The organism is Akkermansia muciniphila (genome assembly GCF_040616545.1).
GTDB classification, from domain to species: Bacteria; Verrucomicrobiota; Verrucomicrobiia; order Verrucomicrobiales; family Akkermansiaceae; genus Akkermansia; species Akkermansia muciniphila_E.
This window is the reverse complement of record NZ_CP156688.1, coordinates 861,215-880,622: the sequence shown is the minus strand read 5'-3', so window position 1 is coordinate 880,622 and position 19,408 is coordinate 861,215. Positions and strand designations below refer to the sequence as shown.

17 protein-coding genes are annotated in these 19,408 nt (G+C 55.7%); 6 read left to right on the top strand and 11 right to left on the bottom strand.

Annotated features, from left to right (window positions below; all coding sequences use genetic code 11):
• Positions 1–13: 13 nt before the first annotated feature.
• Positions 14–676, top strand: coding sequence for a trimeric intracellular cation channel family protein (locus ABGM91_RS03610; protein ID WP_354833755.1), 663 nt, complete (start codon positions 14–16; stop codon positions 674–676).
• A gap of 44 nt (positions 677–720) precedes the next feature.
• Here the strand turns inward: ABGM91_RS03610 and mnmE are convergent, their stop codons facing one another.
• From mnmE to ABGM91_RS03580, 6 genes are all read right to left on the bottom strand, one after another.
• Complete coding sequence (mnmE, locus tag ABGM91_RS03605; protein WP_354833753.1) at positions 721–2,070, bottom strand: tRNA uridine-5-carboxymethylaminomethyl(34) synthesis GTPase MnmE; 1,350 nt, start codon at positions 2,068–2,070, stop codon at positions 721–723.
• Positions 2,067–3,140, bottom strand: a complete 1,074-nt coding sequence (gene mnmA / locus ABGM91_RS03600; RefSeq protein WP_354833751.1) for a tRNA 2-thiouridine(34) synthase MnmA — start codon at positions 3,138–3,140, stop codon at positions 2,067–2,069. The genes mnmE and mnmA overlap by 4 nt, the downstream gene beginning before the upstream one ends.
• A gap of 220 nt (positions 3,141–3,360) precedes the next feature.
• Complete coding sequence (locus tag ABGM91_RS03595; RefSeq protein WP_354833749.1) at positions 3,361–4,188, bottom strand: hypothetical protein; 828 nt, start codon at positions 4,186–4,188, stop codon at positions 3,361–3,363.
• A gap of 18 nt (positions 4,189–4,206) precedes the next feature.
• Entirely contained in the window at positions 4,207–5,196 is a 990-nt protein-coding gene (locus tag ABGM91_RS03590) for a hypothetical protein (protein WP_354833747.1), read from the bottom strand.
• Positions 5,197–5,368: 172 nt separating this feature from the next.
• Positions 5,369–6,277: a tRNA (adenosine(37)-N6)-dimethylallyltransferase MiaA gene (gene miaA, locus ABGM91_RS03585; protein ID WP_354833745.1), complete on the bottom strand. Its 909-nt coding sequence runs from the start codon at positions 6,275–6,277 to the stop codon at positions 5,369–5,371.
• Between the two features lie 30 nt (positions 6,278–6,307).
• Positions 6,308–6,883, bottom strand: coding sequence for a hypothetical protein (locus ABGM91_RS03580; RefSeq protein WP_354833743.1), 576 nt, complete (start codon positions 6,881–6,883; stop codon positions 6,308–6,310).
• Between the two features lie 141 nt (positions 6,884–7,024).
• Here ABGM91_RS03580 and ABGM91_RS03575 point away from each other — a divergent pair, with 141 nt between their 5' ends.
• Positions 7,025–7,186: a hypothetical protein gene (locus ABGM91_RS03575; protein WP_354833741.1), complete on the top strand. Its 162-nt coding sequence runs from the start codon at positions 7,025–7,027 to the stop codon at positions 7,184–7,186.
• A gap of 1 nt (position 7,187) precedes the next feature.
• Here ABGM91_RS03575 and ABGM91_RS03570 read toward each other — a convergent pair whose 3' ends face one another.
• Positions 7,188–8,357 (bottom strand): glycosyltransferase, encoded by a 1,170-nt coding sequence (locus tag ABGM91_RS03570; protein ID WP_354833739.1) that lies wholly within the window; start codon positions 8,355–8,357, stop codon positions 7,188–7,190.
• 29 nt (positions 8,358–8,386) lie between these two features.
• Positions 8,387–9,508 carry a glycosyltransferase family 4 protein gene (locus ABGM91_RS03565; protein WP_354833737.1) on the bottom strand — a complete coding sequence of 374 codons (1,122 nt, stop codon included), beginning with the start codon at positions 9,506–9,508 and terminating at the stop codon, positions 8,387–8,389.
• Between the two features lie 330 nt (positions 9,509–9,838).
• On the opposite strand from ABGM91_RS03565, the gene ABGM91_RS03560 reads away from it, so the two are divergent.
• The 3 genes from ABGM91_RS03560 to ABGM91_RS03550 all read left to right on the top strand — a co-directional run bounded on the left by ABGM91_RS03560 (position 9,839) and on the right by ABGM91_RS03550 (position 14,017).
• Complete coding sequence (locus tag ABGM91_RS03560) at positions 9,839–11,398, top strand: sugar transporter (protein ID WP_354833735.1); 1,560 nt, start codon at positions 9,839–9,841, stop codon at positions 11,396–11,398.
• A gap of 93 nt (positions 11,399–11,491) precedes the next feature.
• On the top strand, positions 11,492–12,544 hold the full coding sequence (locus ABGM91_RS03555) for a glycosyltransferase family A protein (RefSeq protein WP_354833733.1): 1,053 nt from the start codon (positions 11,492–11,494) through the stop codon (positions 12,542–12,544).
• Between the two features lie 252 nt (positions 12,545–12,796).
• Positions 12,797–14,017 (top strand): hypothetical protein, encoded by a 1,221-nt coding sequence (locus tag ABGM91_RS03550; protein WP_354833731.1) that lies wholly within the window; start codon positions 12,797–12,799, stop codon positions 14,015–14,017.
• 240 nt (positions 14,018–14,257) lie between these two features.
• Here ABGM91_RS03550 and ABGM91_RS03545 read toward each other — a convergent pair whose 3' ends face one another.
• The 3 genes from ABGM91_RS03545 to ruvB all read right to left on the bottom strand — a co-directional run bounded on the left by ABGM91_RS03545 (position 14,258) and on the right by ruvB (position 17,582).
• Positions 14,258–15,388: a sulfite reductase subunit alpha gene (locus ABGM91_RS03545; protein ID WP_354833729.1), complete on the bottom strand. Its 1,131-nt coding sequence runs from the start codon at positions 15,386–15,388 to the stop codon at positions 14,258–14,260.
• 33 nt (positions 15,389–15,421) lie between these two features.
• A complete protein-coding gene (locus ABGM91_RS03540; protein ID WP_354833727.1) occupies positions 15,422–16,441 on the bottom strand; it encodes a beta-ketoacyl-ACP synthase III in 1,020 nt (339 codons plus the stop codon).
• A 121-nt stretch (positions 16,442–16,562) separates the two neighbouring features.
• A complete protein-coding gene (gene ruvB / locus ABGM91_RS03535; protein ID WP_354833725.1) occupies positions 16,563–17,582 on the bottom strand; it encodes a Holliday junction branch migration DNA helicase RuvB in 1,020 nt (339 codons plus the stop codon).
• 140 nt (positions 17,583–17,722) lie between these two features.
• On the opposite strand from ruvB, the gene ABGM91_RS03530 reads away from it, so the two are divergent.
• Positions 17,723–19,204, top strand: a complete 1,482-nt coding sequence (locus tag ABGM91_RS03530; protein WP_354833723.1) for a beta-N-acetylhexosaminidase — start codon at positions 17,723–17,725, stop codon at positions 19,202–19,204.
• Positions 19,205–19,408 lie beyond the last annotated feature (204 nt).

Genomic DNA, 19,408 nt, shown 5'->3' with positions numbered 1-19,408 from the left:
CATCTGTGAAATCATGAGCACGATCATTGGAGCCCTGGCGGGGTCCATTGCTTCCTCACGGGTGAAGATGGACCTGTTCGGCGTGATTGTCTGCGGCACCCTGGCAGCCCTGGGCGGGGGAACCGTGCGCGACGTCCTGCTCGACATTCCGGTGTACTGGACGCTCCCTTCCGGGGAAATCTTCGTCCTGGCCGCTGTCGTCACCAGCCTGGGAACCTTCTACGTAGCCCAGAAATATCCGCCCCCCATGGGCACCATCCGCGTGGCGGACGCCATCGTGCTGGCCCTCTTCGGCATGATCGGCACGGAAAAATCCTATCTCCACGGCTATACCTCCACCGTTTCCGTGATGATGGGCATCTGCACCGGCGTGGCGGGCGGCCTGCTGCGCGATGTGCTCACTGGGAATGTTCCCTACGTGTTCCGCCCCGGGGAACTGTATGCCACCGCGGCATTGCTGGGCGGCGTGGCGTACGCGGTGCTTTACTACTTCGGGATCGACTCCTCCACCTGCTTCGTGACGGGGTTCGTAGTCACGCTCTCCGTGCGCCTGGCGGCCATCCGGTGGAACTGGAACCTGCCTTCCTACATCCCCCTGTTCACGCCGGAGGCGGAACCGGAAGCCCTGGAAGAGGAGGAGAAGGAGGCCCTTGCCGGGAAGCCCGGCGGGAAGTAACGGCAGCCGCCCGTTGAATGGCGTTTCCGGACGTTCCGGAGGGTTTACTTGCCCAGGCAGAAGGAGGAGAAAATAGCGCCCAGGACGTCCTCCGTATCCACGGCTCCGGTAATTTCCCCCAGGTGCGTCAGGGCTTCCCTGAGTTCCAATGCCGTAAATTCCGGGCTCTCCTGCCGGGAGATGGACTCTGAAGCCAGCCGGATGTGCTCCAGGCACAGGCCCAGTTCATGCTGGTGCCGGGCGTTGATGGCCACCTGGGAGCTGCCCGTTTCACCGGGCAGGGCGGAGGCAAAGGCGCGGACAATGGCTTCTTCCAACTCCTCTCTGCCCTCTCCGGCGGCGCAGGAGAACCTGATGCCGGGAATGGTTTTCCAGTCCGGATGGATTCCCAGGTCGCACTTGTTCAGGACCAGCAGCCGCGGCGCGGTGCACCCGGCGGTCAGGAAGGGTTCTGTGCGGGGCGCGGAGGCGTCCGCCACTTCCAGAACCAGGTCCGCGGTTTCCAGCGCCCGGTTGGTGCGGGTGATGCCGGCCTGTTCAATCACGTCGGATGATTCCCGGACGCCTGCCGTGTCAATCAGCCGCAGGGCCAGCCCGGCGAGCTGGATGGATTCCTCCACCGTGTCCCGTGTGGTTCCGGCAATGTTGCTGACAATGGCGCGCTCATACCCCAGCAGGGTATTCAGCAGACTGGATTTTCCGACGTTGGGCGGTCCGGCGATCGCCGTGCGGATTCCTTCCCGGAGCAGGCGGCCGCCCTCTGCGGTCCGGAGCAGGGCGGAAAGCTTTTCTTCCATCTGCCGGAGACGCTCCAGAAGAGCGGAAGCCGTGTCCGGAGAGATATCCTCATCCGGAAAGTCAATATAGGCCTCAATATGGGCCAGGACGTGAATCAGGCTGTCCTTTAGTTCGTTCACCTGGGAGCCGATGCCTCCGTCCAACTGGCTTTGCGCGGCTTTCAGGGCCAGGTCGCTCCCGGAGGAAATGACGTCCATGACGGCCTCCGCCTGGGTCAGGTCCATGCGACCGTTCAGGAAGGCCCTCTTGGTGAACTCGCCCGGTTCCGCTGGGGAGGCCCCGCACTGGTACAGGCGTTTCAGCAGGCGGACCGTCACCAGCATGCCGCCATGGCAGGAGATTTCCACGGTGTCCTCCCCCGTATAACTGGCCGGAGCCGGGAACCAGGTGATAAGCGCCTGGTCAATGGTGCCTCCTTCCGCGTCCAGAATGCGGGCCAGCGTCGCACGGCGTGGCCGGAGGCGGTCCGTGAAGGCCACGGGAGTACATTGTTTCAGGACGTCCATGCAGCCGGGGCCGCTCATGCGGATGACGGCGATGGCTCCCTGTCCTGCGGCGGTAGCCTGCGCGGCTATGGTGCGTTCCGGGTCAATCATGGTTCTATGGATTCAAAAAAACCGCCGCCCAGCAGCTTGCCTCCGTCGTAAAAGGCGCAGACCTGCCCCACGGCCAGCGCCCGGAGGGGCGTGTCAAAGCTCAGGCGCACCTTTCCTTCTTCCAGATATTCGCAGGAGGCCCATTCCGCCTTGGCGCGGTAGCGGGGCTGAGCCATCACGCGGGAAGGCAGGGGTGCCAGCGTATTGGAAATGCCGCCGACCACCGCATGGGCCGCGTACAGTCCCTGTGTGGACGCGTCCTCATACCCCAGGATCAGGCGGTTGCGCTTGACGTCCTTCCCCACCACCACATAGGCGATTCCCTCCCGCGGGGAGGCGACGCCGTGGCCTTTCCGCTGGCCCATGGTGAACAGGTGCAGGCCGTTGTGGGAGCCGAGCACTTTTCCCTCCGTATCCACGATTTTGCCGGGCTTGTCCGGCAGGTAGTGGCGCAGGAAGTCGCTCATTTTCACCTGGCCGATGAAGCAGATGCCCTGGCTGTCCTTCTTGCGCGCCGTGGGAAGGCCGTATTTCTCCGCCAGCACGCGGACTTCCGGCTTCAGCAGGTTCCCCAGGGGGAACACGGCGCGGGCTGTCTGGTCCGGGCGCATCAGGGACAGGAAGTAGGACTGGTCCTTGTTCGGGTCCCGCCCGCGCAGGATGAAGGAGCCTTGCGGCGTATCCAGTCTGCGGGCGTAGTGGCCTGTGGCGACGCCGTCAAACCCCTGCTCCAGGGCGTAATTCAGAAAGACGCCGAACTTCATTTCCCGGTTGCACAGCACGTCCGGATTGGGCGTGTATCCGGCGCGGTAGCCTTCAATCAGATAATTCACGATGCGTGCGCGGTATTCGTCCACCAGGTCGATGACCCGGAATTCAATGCCGATTTTTTTGGCGACGGCCAGAGCATCCTGAATATCCTGTTCCCACGGGCATTCGCCGGGAATGCCCTCGTCATTCACCCAGTTTTTCATATAGGCTCCCACCACGTCATGCCCTTGCTCCACGAGCAGGGCTGCTGCCACGGAGCTGTCCACCCCGCCGGATAAGCCTACAAGAATACGTGCCACGATGTTGAAAAAGATATGAGTGTGATAGGGAACCTGCGTTTGGGAAGTCTTCCCCGCCTGCCCCTGTAAATCAAAGATGCCCCCGCAAGCCAAGACAAAAAGCGGGGAAGACGATTATTCGGACGTAACCTGGGAAAACAAGGGGATGCCTTACAGTCTTTTTATGCAGGAAAGGGTTTGCACTAGTGACGCTTTTTGTTGTCTGGATTTAGATGCCGCTTTAATTTTTCTGTTTGGGCAATCCCTTGTAAAGGTAGGCCGCTTTCGGCACCCGGCCGACGGTCCTGTCCAGCAGGGCCGGAATGTCCTTGTCCCTGTATCCGGCCAGACGCAGGTATTTTTTGACCTCCTGGGCTTTGGTCGGGAAGCAGGTCATCAATTCCCTGATAAATCCGCGTTCCTTGCTTCTGATGGCGAATTGAGCGTTGTTGCTTCTCGAACTCAGCGCGCTTGTCTTGTTGAACAGCTTGGTATCGTTTCCTTCGGACATTCCGGAGGCATGGTCGATGAGCATGTGGGCGAAGATTTCCGTAGCTTCAAAAGCATAATCCACTTGGTTGTGGAATTGTTTGATGATCAGGGCTTTTGCGGATAAATAAAATCGAAGGGCCTCTTCCTTGCCTGGGAGGCTGCTATTCTTGTCCGTTAGGGCAAGGAAAGGGATACTGTTTGTGAAAAACTCTTTTGCGTGGTGATCTACGCTAGTGTAGGTAGCAAGCCATTCGACATTTTCGTAATCGTTGAGGTCGATGAACGGGGCCTTGGCAATCAGGTAGCACAGGAAAAGCCCCTCCGTCAATTCCTGAGGGGTGACGTCCTTTTTCCGGTAGAGGTTGGCTTCTTTCAATATCTTATCCGCCCCTTGGTAGAACGGAATGATTTGGCCGCTGTCCAGCAATTTCTTGAGGTGCAGGAGTTCCGGGTTCTGCCTGTTCAGATTACTGATGGCGGAAGGAAGGGGGAGGCGGTCCTGCTCCGGAGAGGCTGAACAGGGAAAGGACAGCGGGAAAAGGACGAATAACAGAAGGAAGGGACAAGATTTATTCATGATGCTAAAAACAGGAGGTTATGGATTGGCGGTAGAGTCGGCATGCAGGGCGTTGCCTGCTGTGCTGCGCGTGACGGTGCATCCGAATTTGGTGATGCTTACCTTGATATTTTTCAAGCCCCTGGTGGGGGATTCCTTATTGGTTTCCCTTTCATCTTCGTACTTGAAACTAAAATCCTGGGAGTACGTGTCATTGCCGACCTTGTAGCAGTCCTTGCCGTCGGCGTGTACGTACCACCCGCAGATCCATGAAAAGGAATCGGGAAGTTTCATGTCCTGCAAGTGCTGCAAGCGAATATCCTTCTCCTTGTCCCATCTCCAGCCGATGTTGTCATGATGGTAGGCATTCAGGGCATTGGGCCACATCAACTGTTTTCCCGGGGTATGCACCGGTTTGAATCCTTCCGGGTCTTCCGCCCGTTCCATGATGGGAACGTTGCTGAAACTGACCGCCAAGGGAAGAAAAGTCACGACAAGCTTGGAGGAAGCTCCCGGTCTGTCTTTTTCCTTGTCCTGGGGATGTTCTTCCACCCGTTTCCCGGAATGTTCCGCTTTAATGTCAGAGGGAACGAGAATGCTGAAAACAGAGGGTTCTCTTTTCGGTAGTTCTTCATCAAGGCTGGTTTTGACTCGAACCTTCAAGTTAGTGTCCTGGGTAAGATTTCTGCTGATGGTCAGCGTAGCTTGATTAATATCGTCATTTGATTTCTCAATGCTGGCCGCATTCTCCGGCTCCAGGGACCATTCAAGGGAGTCTGAGTCCACGTCCTTAATCCTCTTGCCGTTCAAGGTTAAGGTGACCACTTCTCCAATACCGACTTTGGTGCGTTTCCTGTCCTCGTCCTGGTCTCCTTGGTCGATGAGGCATTGAGGAGAGGCAACCTTCGTTTCCGATTCGATGTACAGGGAACGGTCATCTGTGGTGGGAATGTCTTCTGCATGAACAAAGGTTGCCAGGGCATGCAGAAAAATGCCGGTAGAGGAAAGGCGGAAAGAGGGAAAGTTCATGCCAGGAAAGGAACTGCGAAGAACGATACTTAGGATAACTTTTTATCCATTTAAATGTCAATCTTTCCAAAAATATGTTAGATATAGCCTGATAAAGAAGGAGCAAGCGGGTTGCCATGGGAATAACAGGATGACGCCGCTTTCAGGATGTTTATCGCCGAGTGAAAAAGGATTAATGCGTCAGGTCCCGTATCATGCGTTCCGCAAGTTCCCGCGCGGAGGACTGACCGTCTGCTGGAAGTTCCCGGAGCCATTGTTCGCGTTTCAGCCAGGTACGCTGCCGTTTGGCGTATTGGCGGGTGGCCAGGGCCAGTTGCGCCTGGCAGGCTTCCTGGGTGATTTCTCCGCGCAGCATGCTGCGTATGAGAGCCAGGCCAAGGGTGCGTTCCGCCGTGGCGGAGCAGGGGCCCAGCCGCTCCACTTCCTCCACGGCCCCTTCCTGCATCATGCGGGCGGCGCGGGCGGCTATTCTGCCGTCCAGCTCCGGGACGTCCCGGGTGATGGCCCAGCCGTGGCCGCGGGGCGGTTTCAGCCAGTTCCGCTTCCAGAAGGAAAGGGGTTTTCCTCCGGCAAGGACGATTTCCAGGTTGCGTTCCACATAACGCCGATTGGCGGGACTGGTGGCTGCCGCGCCTTCCGGGTCCAGTGCGGAGAGCCTGGCGTACAGCTCTTCCGTGGAACAGTCCGCAAAGGCGGCGCGCAGGGAGGCGTCTCCCGGAGGAGCTTCCGACAGGCCATGGGAAAGGAATTTGAAGTACAGGCCGGAACCTCCCGTGACGATGGCCGTTTTTCCCCGCGCATGGATGTCTTCCACGCACCGCATGGCCCGGTGGTAGTGTTCCGTGGCGTCCCAGGGCATTTGGACGGGAATGACCGAAATCATGTGATGGGGGATGCGCGCCTGTTCTTCCGGGGAAGGGGCCGCCGTCAGGACGGGAATTTCACGATACACCTGGTAGGCGTCCGAACTGACGATCTCCGCGCCCAGCATGTCCGCCAGTTCCACGGCCACGGCGGACTTTCCGGATCCGGTGGGACCGGCAAGGAACAGGGTGGAGAGGGTGGCTGGGGATGGTTGCATGAAGATTCTGTGGTGGACGGAAAGGAGGGGTTACTTTTTCAAACAGGTCCTGACGGCGCTTTCCAGTTTTCTGGCGGTGGCGGAAAGCCCGTTTAACAGGGCATCTGCACAGGCGCCTGACGACGGAGCTCCCTGAAGCTGAAGCCAGGCGTCCAGATCCTTGTCAACCTCGGGCCGTTGTCCCCCTATGGAGTCCAATGCTTTTAGATGATGCTGAAAACACAGGATGGAGAAGATGGCCTGGTCGTGCCTGTGGTCCTTGAAGGAAGGGCCGTTCGGTATGTCCGTGTTTGCGTCGTAATCTCCAACCAGCGATAAATGGTGGCATTTTTCTTCCCATTCCTCCGCCAGTCTCACGGTCGCCGGGGTTTTTCTCCAGACGGAGAAGGAGGTCTGAATGGGAGGAGAATTCAACATATCCGGCGAGAGCGCTTCCATTTGGTTCAGCGTGGCGGCCTTGGTCCAATTTCCTATTGTACCCGTATAGGGGATGTATATTCCGGGCATGATGTCCTGGCGCAGTTCTTCCAGCCATTGTTGAACAGAGCCCAGGGAATGGTGGAACATCCGCACCCACGGCCGGCCGACGTCTGAATAGATGACCATGTCCCCGTCCTGCACCTGCCGGAGGGCATGATGAATGATGAAGGGTTTCCATGACCAGAATGCAAATCCTCTCTGGGAAGGGTGAGCCCAGGGATGGGTGTTATAAAACCCGAGCTTTTTTAAGTGCTTAGGCTGGAATCCATGAACTTGATCCGCTTTTCCGGCCAGTTTGGCGGAAAGAAGCTGCAACATCTGGCGGTGCGTAAACCGGGCGGAACCAAAGTTAATGAAAACAACCTTTTTCATGGGAAAGGGGAATGGAAGAGTATGACCGGGCGCAGAGCCGGTTTCATGCATGGATGAATCAATCCGGAAGAGAGGAGGGTTTGTCATTCATCAGGGATCCGTACCGGGAAAGGAATTTGCTGCAAGTCAGTTCAATTTTCAGAGCTTCTCTAACCTCATCCAGCCCGTAAAGCCCCATGGTCATGTTTTTCTCCAGGGATTCAGTCAGGGAAAGGACTGCCTGGGCAATGGCTTCGCTGTCTCTGACGGGGATAATGTACCCGGATTTGCCGTCAATGACATACTGGGTCTGCCCCCCTTCGCAAGTAGTGACCACGGGAAGCCCGATGACTCTTGCTTCCTTGACGCAATTGGGAGAGGCATCACCCAGGGTGGGATGTACCAGGCACCATGCTGACGACATCCGCCTTTGCAGTTCAGGACGCTGCAAGGTGCCAACCCAATGGATATTGGGCGTGCTTGCTGGTTCCAGTTTTTCCCTTAATTCCCCTGACCCGGCAATATAAAGTTCAACATGTTGCAGCGAGGGTTCCATAAATGCTTGAATCAGGTACCTGACGCCTTTTAATTCATTGAGGCTTCCTACAAACAAACATTCCGGAGTGGCGGAGGGTGATCTTTCGACGTGATGGAATGATTCCTCCACTCCATATTCAATGATCGAAATCTGGGCGGAAGGGGATATTTCAAGAATACGATCATGTATCCATGGAGATTCACAAGTGATGTGGCGGTATTCCGGAGTGGTCCGTTTTTCCCAGAAGGCCTGAATCTTCGGGAACATTTTCATTTTGGAACGTTGGCAAGAAGCAATCAGGGAGCCCTGGTAGGACAACAGCTTGATGCGTGGTTGCGTTTTGCACGCGGTCGCGTATGCCAGTTCAATACCCCAGACGTGAATCAGGTCCGGATTCAGTTGATCCAGAAGATGACGGATTTTTCTGGAGGCGGAAAAATGATTGGTAAGCAAACCTACTGCCAGGCTGGAGTCCGGCAAAATATGGATGGTCTGGTGATGGATGGATTTGACCGTATACTCGGAAACATATTTCTTGAGCGTGATCCAGTGGATGTCGTATTCCGCTTGGTTTGCCAGAGCCTGGAACAGGGAAAAAATCCATGGTGTAAGGGAACGATCTTTTTCCTGAAACTCGCTGGGAATCAGACGCCCCAAAGGCATGTCCGAGACAATGGCGAGAACGGGCCGGGTATGGTCGGAAGGGATCATATGAAGAGGAGATTCAAATCACTTGTAATTCATGTGTCTGAATAGTTTTCAGATTTTTTGGCGGAACGGAACAGGGCCTCCCACTGGGCATAGACAGCATGGGGCGCATAGCGCTGCTGCCACTGCTGGAATCCGGCGGCGCCTAAACTTTTCCGGGTATCAGGAGCCAGCATGGAGGTTAGAGCCTTTTTAAGACAGCCGGGAGTTCTTCTCTTCAGCATGATGCCACCTTTCAAAACGGAAATGCAACCGATGTCCGGAGCTATCCAGGGAATGCCGCAGGACATGGCCTCCAGAATACACAAAGGCTGTTGTTCCTGGTAGGAGTAGAGGAACATGGCGTCGCTTTCCGAGATGGCGGCCTCCACTTCATGCCTTGGAAGATTGTAAAGAATGCGGAATCCGGGATGGTTCCCGATGGCCTTTTCCATTTGCTCTGCATACGAATTGCGTTGAGGGACGAGAAAAAGGAAAACGATATTCTGCAAATCCATGCGTCTTGCCTGGCGGATGAAAAGGAGCTGTTGTTTCGTTGTGCAGGCGCTAGCCGCACAGGTGAACACGGAGACCCCGGTTAATCCGTATTTTTCCCGGAAGAACGGAGTGCCGCGTTTCAACGCCGGAAAAGTGTTGGGAATGCAGCAGGCGTTGGGAAGCTTGAGCTTGCTGGCATAATAGTAATCGAATCCTTTAAATAGGCTTCCGCAGGGTTCAAGAAAAACAAGACGGTTCAAGGGCGCTTCTTTGCCCGTAAGGAGAACGGACTTCCTGGTATTGAGGAAGGAACCGATCCATTTTTTCATTCCGAAGAAGGGGGGGTAACGGAGTCGGAAGAAGGCGGAAAAATTGGTGCCTGTCCCATGTGAGCGCAGGATGAAGGGGATGTGGTGCGACTTGGCATATTCCATGAGTTCCTTCCTGCACCAGTTTGACCAGGAATGATAAATGATGAAATCCGGCTGGATATCCCCCAAATGGGTGTTCAGGTATTCCTTTAAACGCGGCCTGTCTTCCGTTAAGGAATCCGGTATGGAGGCGACGGAACAGCATACCGGGCGGGATGGATCAGCCAGTGGATTCTGTTCCCGCGTAAGCACGTGAATGTCCCAGTCTAAAGTACCGAGCCCTTTCGCCATTTCAAAAGCTGCCATTCCTACCCCGCCTTCTCCCGGAGGAAATGTATAGGCGACAATTAAAATCCGGCCTTTGCTCACGAACTTCAATATAGATGGCAGGTGAAAATAAGGCAAGGAAGTTTTGCACCGCATTATTGAATAATAGGAATCAAATGGATTTTTTTGCTAAGGTAAAAAGTGTTGATGTAGTGGAATGATGTGCTAGGGTAATGCCGCTTTCATGGGTATATGATTGGCGGAATATTTTGTTTTATTTTACAGGCTGAATAAATAAAAGCGGGTTTGTGCAATTTCTGTATTTTATATTTTCTGATAGGGTTGGGTTGAATTCATGAAATGTATGAGATGAGGGAATCACGTGTAAAAAAGAGTTTGCAGAATGCCCGTGTGAATCTTGTGTTCTACATCTTGATTCTGTGCATCTCCTTTTTTTCCCGGAAAATATTTTTAAACTGCCTGGGAGCCGATTTTGTCGGCTTGACGGGAACTTTATTAAACCTGCTAAATTTTCTCAATCTGGCGGAACTGGGGGTAAGCACGGCGATAGGCTATGTGCTTTATAAACCTATTTTTGACCAGGATAAAACCAGGATTAACGAAATCATTTCCGTCCTAGGCTACATGTACCGCTGGATAGGCCTGGTTATTATTGGCGCCGGATTGGTGCTGGCATGTTTTCTGCCGTTGATTTTTCCTTCTACGGGGTTTTCCTATGGAGTCATCTACTTTGCTTATTTTTCATTTCTGGCATCTTCCCTAATTGGCTACTTTGCTAATTACAGGCAGACTCTCCTGGGAGCGGACCAGAGAAATTACGTGGTAGCTGTCTATTTCCAAACGGCTACCATCATCAAGATTTTATTTCAGATGCTGTCTGCCTGGTATACGGGCAGCTACTATCTGTGGATCGCGATAGAACTGTTATTTGGGGGAATCTATTCATTCATCCTGAACTGGAAAATCAACCAAGTGTACCCGTGGCTGAAAGGCAGTGTTGCCTTGGGGCGCCAGTTGTTCAGGAAATATCCGGAAGTCATCAGATATACCAGGCAGCTGTTTGTTCACAGAATTGGGGCCTTTGCTCAGTTCCAGATAACGCCGCTTCTGGTTTATGCCTTCGTTTCCCTGCAGATGGTGGCTTACTTCGGCAACTATTCCATTATTACGGACAAGCTGTTTCTCCTGGTCAACAACCTGCTGGGCAGTACGGAAGCCAGTGTAGGGAATCTGATTGCGGAGGGAAATACGGCAAAAATCCGCAGGGTGTTTAATGAACTGTTTTCCCTGCGTATGCTGATCGCCGGAACGATATGCTTCGCCCTTTACCAGTTGCTGGAGCCCTTCATTTCCCTTTGGCTGGGGTCCGGCTATATCCTCTCCCGGGAAATCATGATTCTGGTGATCATTAATCTTTTCATTGCCATTACGCGGGGAGTGACGGATCAATTCTTGTATGGCTACGGTCTCTTCTGGGATATTTGGGCGCCGCTGGCAGAGAGTGTGATCAACATTACAGTGGCTGTCATCGGAGGCTATCTCTGGGGGCTGCCCGGCATTCTGCTGGGAGGCATTTCCAGCCTGATGCTGATCGTAGGCATCTGGAAGCCCTTTATGCTGTACACATGGGGGTTCAGGGAGAATGTGATGTTCTACTGGCTTCAATTCGGTTACCAGCTGGCGCTGATTCTGGCACCGGCCGTGCTGATGTCCTGGGTATGGAGATATATTCCCCTGCAGCCTTCCCTGTCTTTCCTGAATTGGTTTACATGCGCCTTCTTGATGGTTGTTTCCTATGGCGGCGTAACGGTGTTTTTAATGTATTGCGGTACGGCGGGCATGCGCTCCATGGTGCACCGGGCCTGGTCCATGGCGGGCAGCCGCCTGCGCCTGCTGTGGAAAAAATGACCCCGGCATGCCCTAGGGCCTGTTATGCTGGTCAACTCCGCGGGATTAGGCTAAGATCTACCTATTGTTCTATCCCTGATCTAATCTCCCGTCATGAATCATTCGGACCTTCCCTCCATCAGCATCGTTCTGACCGGACATAATGAAGAATACTGCATTGGAGATGCCATCCGGAGTGTGTTCCGGCAGGACTATGAGGGACCGGTGGAAATCATACTATCCGATGACGGTTCTTCCGACCGTACGTTTGCCGTCATGCAGGAAATGGCGGCCCGGTACCGTGGGCCGTACCGGGTGGTTTTAAACAGGAATGAAACCGCCCTTGGACGCGGGCAGCACATAAGGCAGGCGGTGGAACTGGCCACCCATGAATGGATTCTCCGCCAGGATGGGGACGACTGTTCCTTTCCCTGGCGGTGCAGGATTTTTGCCAGGGCGGTGATGGAGCATCCGGATGCCGTGGCTGTGGCCAGTCAAATGACCCATGTTTATGAAGAAGCCGGGGTTCCGTTTGAGTTCCCGGAGTTTCCGGCTGCTCCGGAAGGGGCATTGTCCGTCCGGCTCCAAACAGGGCCTTTTTCTTCCCGCGCCCATTACGGAGGGAGCATGATGATCCGGAAGAGCGCCTGCCAGTGGGGAAATTCCCTGCCGATGACGGCCAGCTTTGAAGATGATTTAATGGCATTTTATGCGTGGCTCCAGGGGAATATTTATGAACTGCCCGCTACTTCCCTGTACTACTATAGATTTGCCTCCAAGAACATTTGTGCCATTAACAGCGCGGCGAGATTTGCCGGCATGAAGACGGCGCTGGCCTTTGAGGAAAGAGAACGGAAAGTGCATCAGCAGTTGCGAAAAAGCAAACGGACGGGCCTGGAATTGTGCGGGGATTTGTTGAAATCCGGAAACGCGGTTTTCCGCTCCCGGGAGGAATTGCTGGCGGAGATTGAGGAAAGGAAGAACATGGTTGAGGGCATTGACCACCTTCTGAACTGGTGGGATTATCCCTTCCGCCGGAGATGGAAGTTGAAAGGGAAAGGCTGGATGGGCATGGCCCATGCGTTGCCGCAAAGGCTCTATTTGTTCTGCATGATTTCCTTCTTTAAGCTCAGGAAGGTTAAAAGATACCTTTCTAGTATCAGGTGAATACTCTGTCAGGGAAAGGAAAACACCAGCCGCCAAGTAATGGCGGGTATTGTCGTGATGGTTGAAATCGGGCTGCTGGCCCGGTGAAGAGGATGGCATTGTTCCTTGTGTAGGAATGGAATCTTGAATGAGTAAAAGACGCTTCCGGCGTGGTTTCGTCTGGCCGGGGGGGAAACTGGAGTGGGTAGACGGTTTGTGCGTGATGATTTTCTGGCCGATTGGTGTTTTTTTAAGCCTGATTAATTAAAATTTATGAGAATTGATACTGTTAAAGGGGGCGCGTATGCGCTGACATGTACGGAGGCCTGTACCGTTCAGGCACTCCGTGCCGATGCTGCTTTTATCACCATTCTGGAGGCTGATACAGCTGGACAGTATAGTTTTGTGGCTCCAGGGGAAGCCGTAGAAGTATCTGATGAAAATGCCATGGTAACGCAGATGCTGAAACCGGCCGCGTTAGGTGCGGCTGGCCGGAGCGGAATGCAGAGCGGTGGGGACGTGGTTTTAAGAAACCTGATGGCGGAGGCGGCCGCGTTTTCCGGGATCGTCAACGCCAACGGAGGTATCAATATTCCACTGGCTGCCGGGGCTGAAACGGATACGGCGTCTATGAACCGGGCTTACGCCATGGGAGTGGCCCAGCTGGTGCTGATGCACCAGACGCGTACCTATTGGCTCGCGTCCTCGTGCACGGCTACCAATGGGGTGACGATCAACCATGTGGTTCCAGGGTGCTACTGCGAGATGCTTTTGGGCGCCAGTGGCTGTACCTCCCTTACCTTGCCAACTACCGGAGCAGTTGGCGGTGGCGATTACAGCAAGATCATGGGATATTCCATCCCGCTCCGGCATAACGGTGGGAGCGCCGGTGTCTGGATCAAAATGTCCATGCTTCTGGGAGCAGGAGGAGAGTGGACGGAATTACCGGATGCGGGGATGGATGGTTACCGCTTCAGGCCCGTGGCCGGCAGCGCCCCTTCTATTGCCCGATTGGTTGAAGTGACTCTCTATTACGATGAGGGGTGCAAAGCCCGCGTTCGCGAACTCATCGGCATTGGGACTCCACGGAGTTACGTTGTACGTACTACTGAATCCAGCCTGAATTACGACAACAACACGAATCCCTGTTCCGCGGCCTACCGTCTGGTGATCGCCCAGTCGGAGATATCTTATACCAACACGCTGGGAGCTGCGGTTTGGCTGGTCATGGGCGGAGCATCCGGAGATACGGTTGTTAAGCTGGCGGACATTAGGGGATGGGATACCTACCACATGTCAGTGTCTCCCAAACTATACCTGGATATGCAGGCGGGGGAATATGGGGGCAGGGCGCAGCTGGAATCCCCCACGATTCTCAACGGCATAGGCAACAATACCTATGTGCGTTACGGCCTGGAACCCTACCAGCGCAGCTGGATTACCACGGAGACGGAAGTTCCGTACAAGGATCCGGAGCAGCCGCCCGCGTCATAGATGCGGCCCGGAAATAATTCTTAATGACCCTCTCCGGGTGGAACGGTTTCCAATCGGGGCAGATGTTTTTTCCGCATAAAAGGAAAATGACGGCATCTTTCCATGCCGGAATGTTTCTCCGGTGAAAGGCCTCTCCCGGTACCAGTAGCGGTGAAGGCCGCCCGGTTTCCCGGACAAAAAAGCGCTTTCCACGGATGGTGGAAAAGCGCGGTAAAAAAGAGGAAAATCCGGAGGGCGCGATTAATACACGTCCCGCTGGTAGCGGCGGTGCTCTTTCATGTCAGCCACGTATTCCGCGGCTTCTTCCGGTGACTTGCGGCCCCAGGTCTGGATCACTTCATGGAGAGCCGCATCAACATCTTTCGCCATGCGGGAAGCATCTCCGCAGACGTAGAAGCAGGCGCCGTTTTCCAGCCATTTCCAGAGCTCTTCACCTTCCTGGACCATGAGGTGCTGCACATAGACCTTCTTCTCCTGGTCGCGGGACCAGGCTACGGACAGCTTCAATTTGCCGGCTGCCGTCAGTTTATTCAGCTCGTCTTCATAGCAGAAATCGGTAGCCTTGTACGGATTGCCGAAGAACAGCCAGTTGCCGCCCTTGTCTCCGGAGGCGATGCGTTCCTCCCAGAATGCCCGGAAGGGAGCGATGCCGGTACCGGGGCCAACCATGATGATGGGGGTGTTTCCATCTTCCGGCAGGCGGAAATTCTTGTTGGTATGTATGAACACCCTGGCCGTATGCCCCGGCTGGAGGCGGTCCGCCATGTAAGTGGAGCACACGCCGCCGCGCTTGCGGTCCCGGGCCGTGTAGCGTACGGCGCCCACACACAGGTGCACTTCTTCCGGGTGCGCGTTCGGGCTGGAAGCGATGGAATAAAGGCGGGGCATGATCTTTTTCAGGATGCCGACAAAAGCTTCCGCAGATTCAAAGGACACGGGATATTCCGTTGCCAGGTCCAGCACGTCGCGGCCCCACAGGAAATTATTGAGGGCCTCCTTGTCCCCGTTCAGCAGAGCTTCCAGTTCCTGGCTGCCGGAGGCGGCGGCCCATTTGGTCAGAAGGGCCTTGTTGACGTTGGTGATGTCATAGTTATTGACCAGGGCATCCTTCAGGCTGGCGGTTTCTCCTTCCGGAGTGGTGACCTGGGCATCTGGACTGAGGCCCAGCTTGTTGATCAGGGTGTCCACCAGGGCATGGTCATTGGCGGGAATCACGGCCAGGGCGTCTCCGGCGATGTACACCATTCCGGCGCCGTCCAGGCTGTATTCAATATGGATCGTCTCTTTCGGGCTGCCTTCTCCGGTCAGGTGCTTCACGGAAAGGACTGGTGCGGGGAACGGATTCTTCTTGCCGTACGGTTCGGTTGTCATGTGTAATGTAAGTTCTGGAATGGAATAACGGAATTACCACCGGATGGCGGCTGCGGCCCAGGTGAGCCCCGCGCCAAAGGTGACCAGGACGACGTTGTCCCCCTTGCCGAATCTGCCGGTGCGGCGCGCCTCGTCAAACGCGATGGCCACGGCGGCGGCGGACGTGTTGCCGTATTTTTCAATATTGATGAACACCTTGTCTTCCGGGATGGAGAGACGCTGGGCCACGGCATTGATGATGCGGAGATTGGCCTGGTGGGGGATGATCAGCTTGATCTCCTCCGCCGTGAGGCCGGCGCGTTCAATCACGCTGGCGGCGGAATCCTTCATGCGGGGAACCGCCTGGCGGAAGGTCTCCTTGCCGCGCATGGCGAGGGTAGCCAGGCGTTCATGGGCGTTTTCCGCCGTGGTGGGGCAGCGGGAACCGCCGCCGGGAATCTGAAGCAGGTCATGCAGGGAACCGTCCGTGCCGATGTCCGTGGCCAGAATGGAGCCTTCCCCATCTTCCCCCGTGGAGGCCTGGAGCACGGCTGCGCCGGCGCCGTCCCCGAACAGGACGCAGGTGGTGCGGTCCTCCCAGTTGACGACGGTGGAAAGCTTTTCCGCGGCAATGATGAGCGCCGTTTTCATCTGGCCCGTGCCGAGGAACTGGACGGCCGTCTTCATGGCGAACAGGAAGCCGGAACACGCGGCGGAAATGTCAAAGGCGGCGGCATTCCTGGCGCCCAGGGCATCCTGGATGTAGCAGGAAGTGGAAGGGGTGAACGTATCCGGCGTAATGGTGGAAACGATGATCAGGTCAATATCCTCCGGCTGGAGGCCGCAGGATTCCAGAGCGCGCTGGGCGGCTTTGGTCCCCATGTGAGAGGTATACTCGTCAGGGGCGGCGATGCGGCGCTCCACAATGCCCGTGCGTTCAATGATCCATTCATGGGAAGTGTCCACCATCTTCTCCAGGTCCGCATTGGTCAGACGGCGTTCCGGAACATAGGAGCCCGTACCGATGATCTTGACGGGCAGTCTTTTAAAGGCGATATCAGAATTTGCGGCCATAGCTTTGGGCGTATGATGAACAGAAAACGTCCTGACGTTTTATGTGGGAACAGTCTAAAAGAAAGGAGGCCCCATGACCAGCACAAAACGCAGGACTCCTGCCATGCCGTAAACGAATGGCTTACAACAGCCACCCCTGGCTGTTGGCCGGCGGAGTGGCCCCCATCTTGAGATAGGCGGAGGGCATCGCCACGCGCCCCCTGGGAGTGCGGCTGATGTACCCCTGCATGATCAGGAAAGGTTCATGCACGTCCTCCAGTGTGGAGGCGTCTTCCCCCACGGCCACGGACAGTGAGGAGAGGCCCACGGGACCGCCGTTAAACTTGTAAATCATGGCCTCCAGCAGGCGCTTGTCCATCTCGTCCAGGCCGTCGTCGTCAATCTCGATCATGGTCAGGGCGTCGTGCGCCAATTGTTCCGTAATCACGCCGTTGCCGCGTACCTGGGCGTAATCCCGCACCCAGCGCAGCAGGGAATTGGCCACGCGGGGTGTGCCGCGGGAGCGCAGGGCAATCTGAAATGCTCCTGACGGCTCCACGGGAACGTTCAGCAGCCCGGCGGAACGTTCGATAATGGAGCACAAATCCTCCTGCGTATAATAATCCAGCCGGTTCACCAGGCCGAAGCGGGAGCGCAGGGGGCTGGTCAGCATGCCGGCGCGGGTGGTGGCCCCCACCAGGGTGAACTTGGGCAGATTCAGCTGGATGGAGCGGGCGTTCGGGCCCTGGTCAATGATAATATCCAGCCGGAAATCCTCCATGGCCGGATACAGGTACTCCTCAATGGCCGGGTGCAGGCGGTGGATTTCGTCAATAAAAAGAATGTCTCCCTTTTCCAGATTGGTCAGCACGCCGGCCAGGTCTCCCGCCTTCTCAATCTGGGGTCCGGACGTCGTATGAATGCGGCAGCCGACGGCATTCGCGATGATATTGGCAAGCGTCGTCTTTCCCAGGCCGGGAGGGCCGCTCAGCAGGATGTGGTCCAGCACGTCGTCGCGCTGTTTGGCGGCCTCCACCATCAGCATCAGGCGGTCCTTGATCTTCTCCTGCCCGCGGAACTCGCTGAAGGCGGGTGGTCTGAGGGACAAATCAAAAGCGGAGGGGGGTGTCTCCGTGGTGCGTGTGTAAAAGGACTCTCCCATGCGCAGGACTAGCAAACCCGTCTTTAAGGCATCCGTCAAGATGGAAGTGCAGGCGGGGAACGCCTTTTCCGGGACATGCCGGAACCCTATGGTCTTTTTTTGATTGCGGAGGGAAAGCGGTTCCGTCAGAATCGCGCGCAATGAAATGGCTTATCCTTTCTCTTCTGCTGGCGATGGGCGGCAGCGTTCTTGCTGCCGGCGACGTGGAATCCCGTCCCTATCAAATCATCCCGGAACCGGCCGAAGTCAGCACCTCCTCCGGCGTTTGTAAATCCCCTAAAATCCTCAAGCAGGCCGCCAACAAGGCTCTGGGGCCGGAGGGGTATAAACTTACTGTCAAGCCGCAGGGTGTGGAAATCCAGGCTGGCGACCGCGCGGGCCTCTTTTACGCCAAAAACACGCTGGAACAGCTCCAGGCCCAGTACAAGGACGGCGGCATTCCCTGCGGCGTCATTGAAGACAAGCCCCGGTTTGGATGGCGCAGCATGATGATGGATACTGCGCGCCACTTCGTTCCGGTGGAGGACGTCAAAAAATTCATTGATGTGATGTCCTTCTACAAATTCAACAAGCTCCATTTCCACCTCACGGATGACCAGGGCTGGCGCCTTCCCGTCCCCGGATACCCCAAGCTGGAAAGCGTGGCCTCCAAGCGTAAGGAAACCTTTGGCAACAAAACCCCCCATGGTGGCATGTACACCAAGGAACAGCTTAAGGACCTGGTAAAATACGCCGCCGCCCGGAACATTGAAATCATCCCGGAAATAGATGTGCCCGGCCACAACCAGGCCCTTTGCACCGCCTATCCGGAATTCCTCTGCTTCCCAAACCCCAAGCTGGAAGTGCGAACGAATGCCGGCATCTCCTACACGCTGGTATGCCCCGGCAACCCGGACGTGTGGAAATTCTATAACGCCGTCTTCAATGAACTCAAGGACATCTTCCCGTCCCAATACGTCCATCTGGGCGGAGACGAAGCGCCGGAAGACAACTGGATGAAATGTCCCAAATGCGCAGACTTCCGTGAGAAAGCCGGTATCCGTGAGGAAAACAAAAAGGCCGCCGCTCAAAAGGAAATGGTGGAATTCTTCACCCGGTGCGCCAAAATGCTGAAAAGCCGCGGGAAAACGGCCGTCTTCTGGTATGAGCCCATAGGCAAATATCCGGACGGAGTGATCGTCACCACGTGGAGAGGCGGGCACACGCCTAAGACGGTAGCCAACACCACGGGCGACAAGGTGGACGTCATCTGTGCTCCCAACGGCAAATGCTACTTTGACTATCCCCAGCTTCCCGGCGACTGGCCCTCCGGCCAGCCGGACACGGGCTGGATGCCCGTCAACACCCTGGAAAACGTATACTCCCTGGAACCGGGCCACGGCCTCTCCGCCAAGGAAATGGAACGCGTACGCGGCGTAGACTGCTGCCTGTGGGCGGAACGCCTGCCGAACATTGAACGCGTCTTCTACCAGGCTTACCCGCGCGCCCTGGCTCTGGTGGAAACCGCATGGTCCCCCAAGGAGGTGAAAAACCTGAACCGCTTCAAGGACAAACTGGAATTCCACAAAAAATTCATGCAGAAAAAATGGGGCATCGATCTTGAGCGTCCGGAAAAGAAATAATGACCTAATAGTAAGAGTCCCTTCCTGAAAGACGCAAACGCTGAAAAAAGAGGAAGAACGTCTTTTGCCTTTCTAAAAGAAGAGAGGCATCGGGCACGAAGGACTCAACCTTGTTCAATGACAGGCTTCTGTAGATAACAGAAGCCTGTTTTTATATGGTATTATGAGGTTCTCTTACCATCCCATTTCCAGGATTCCTTGGAT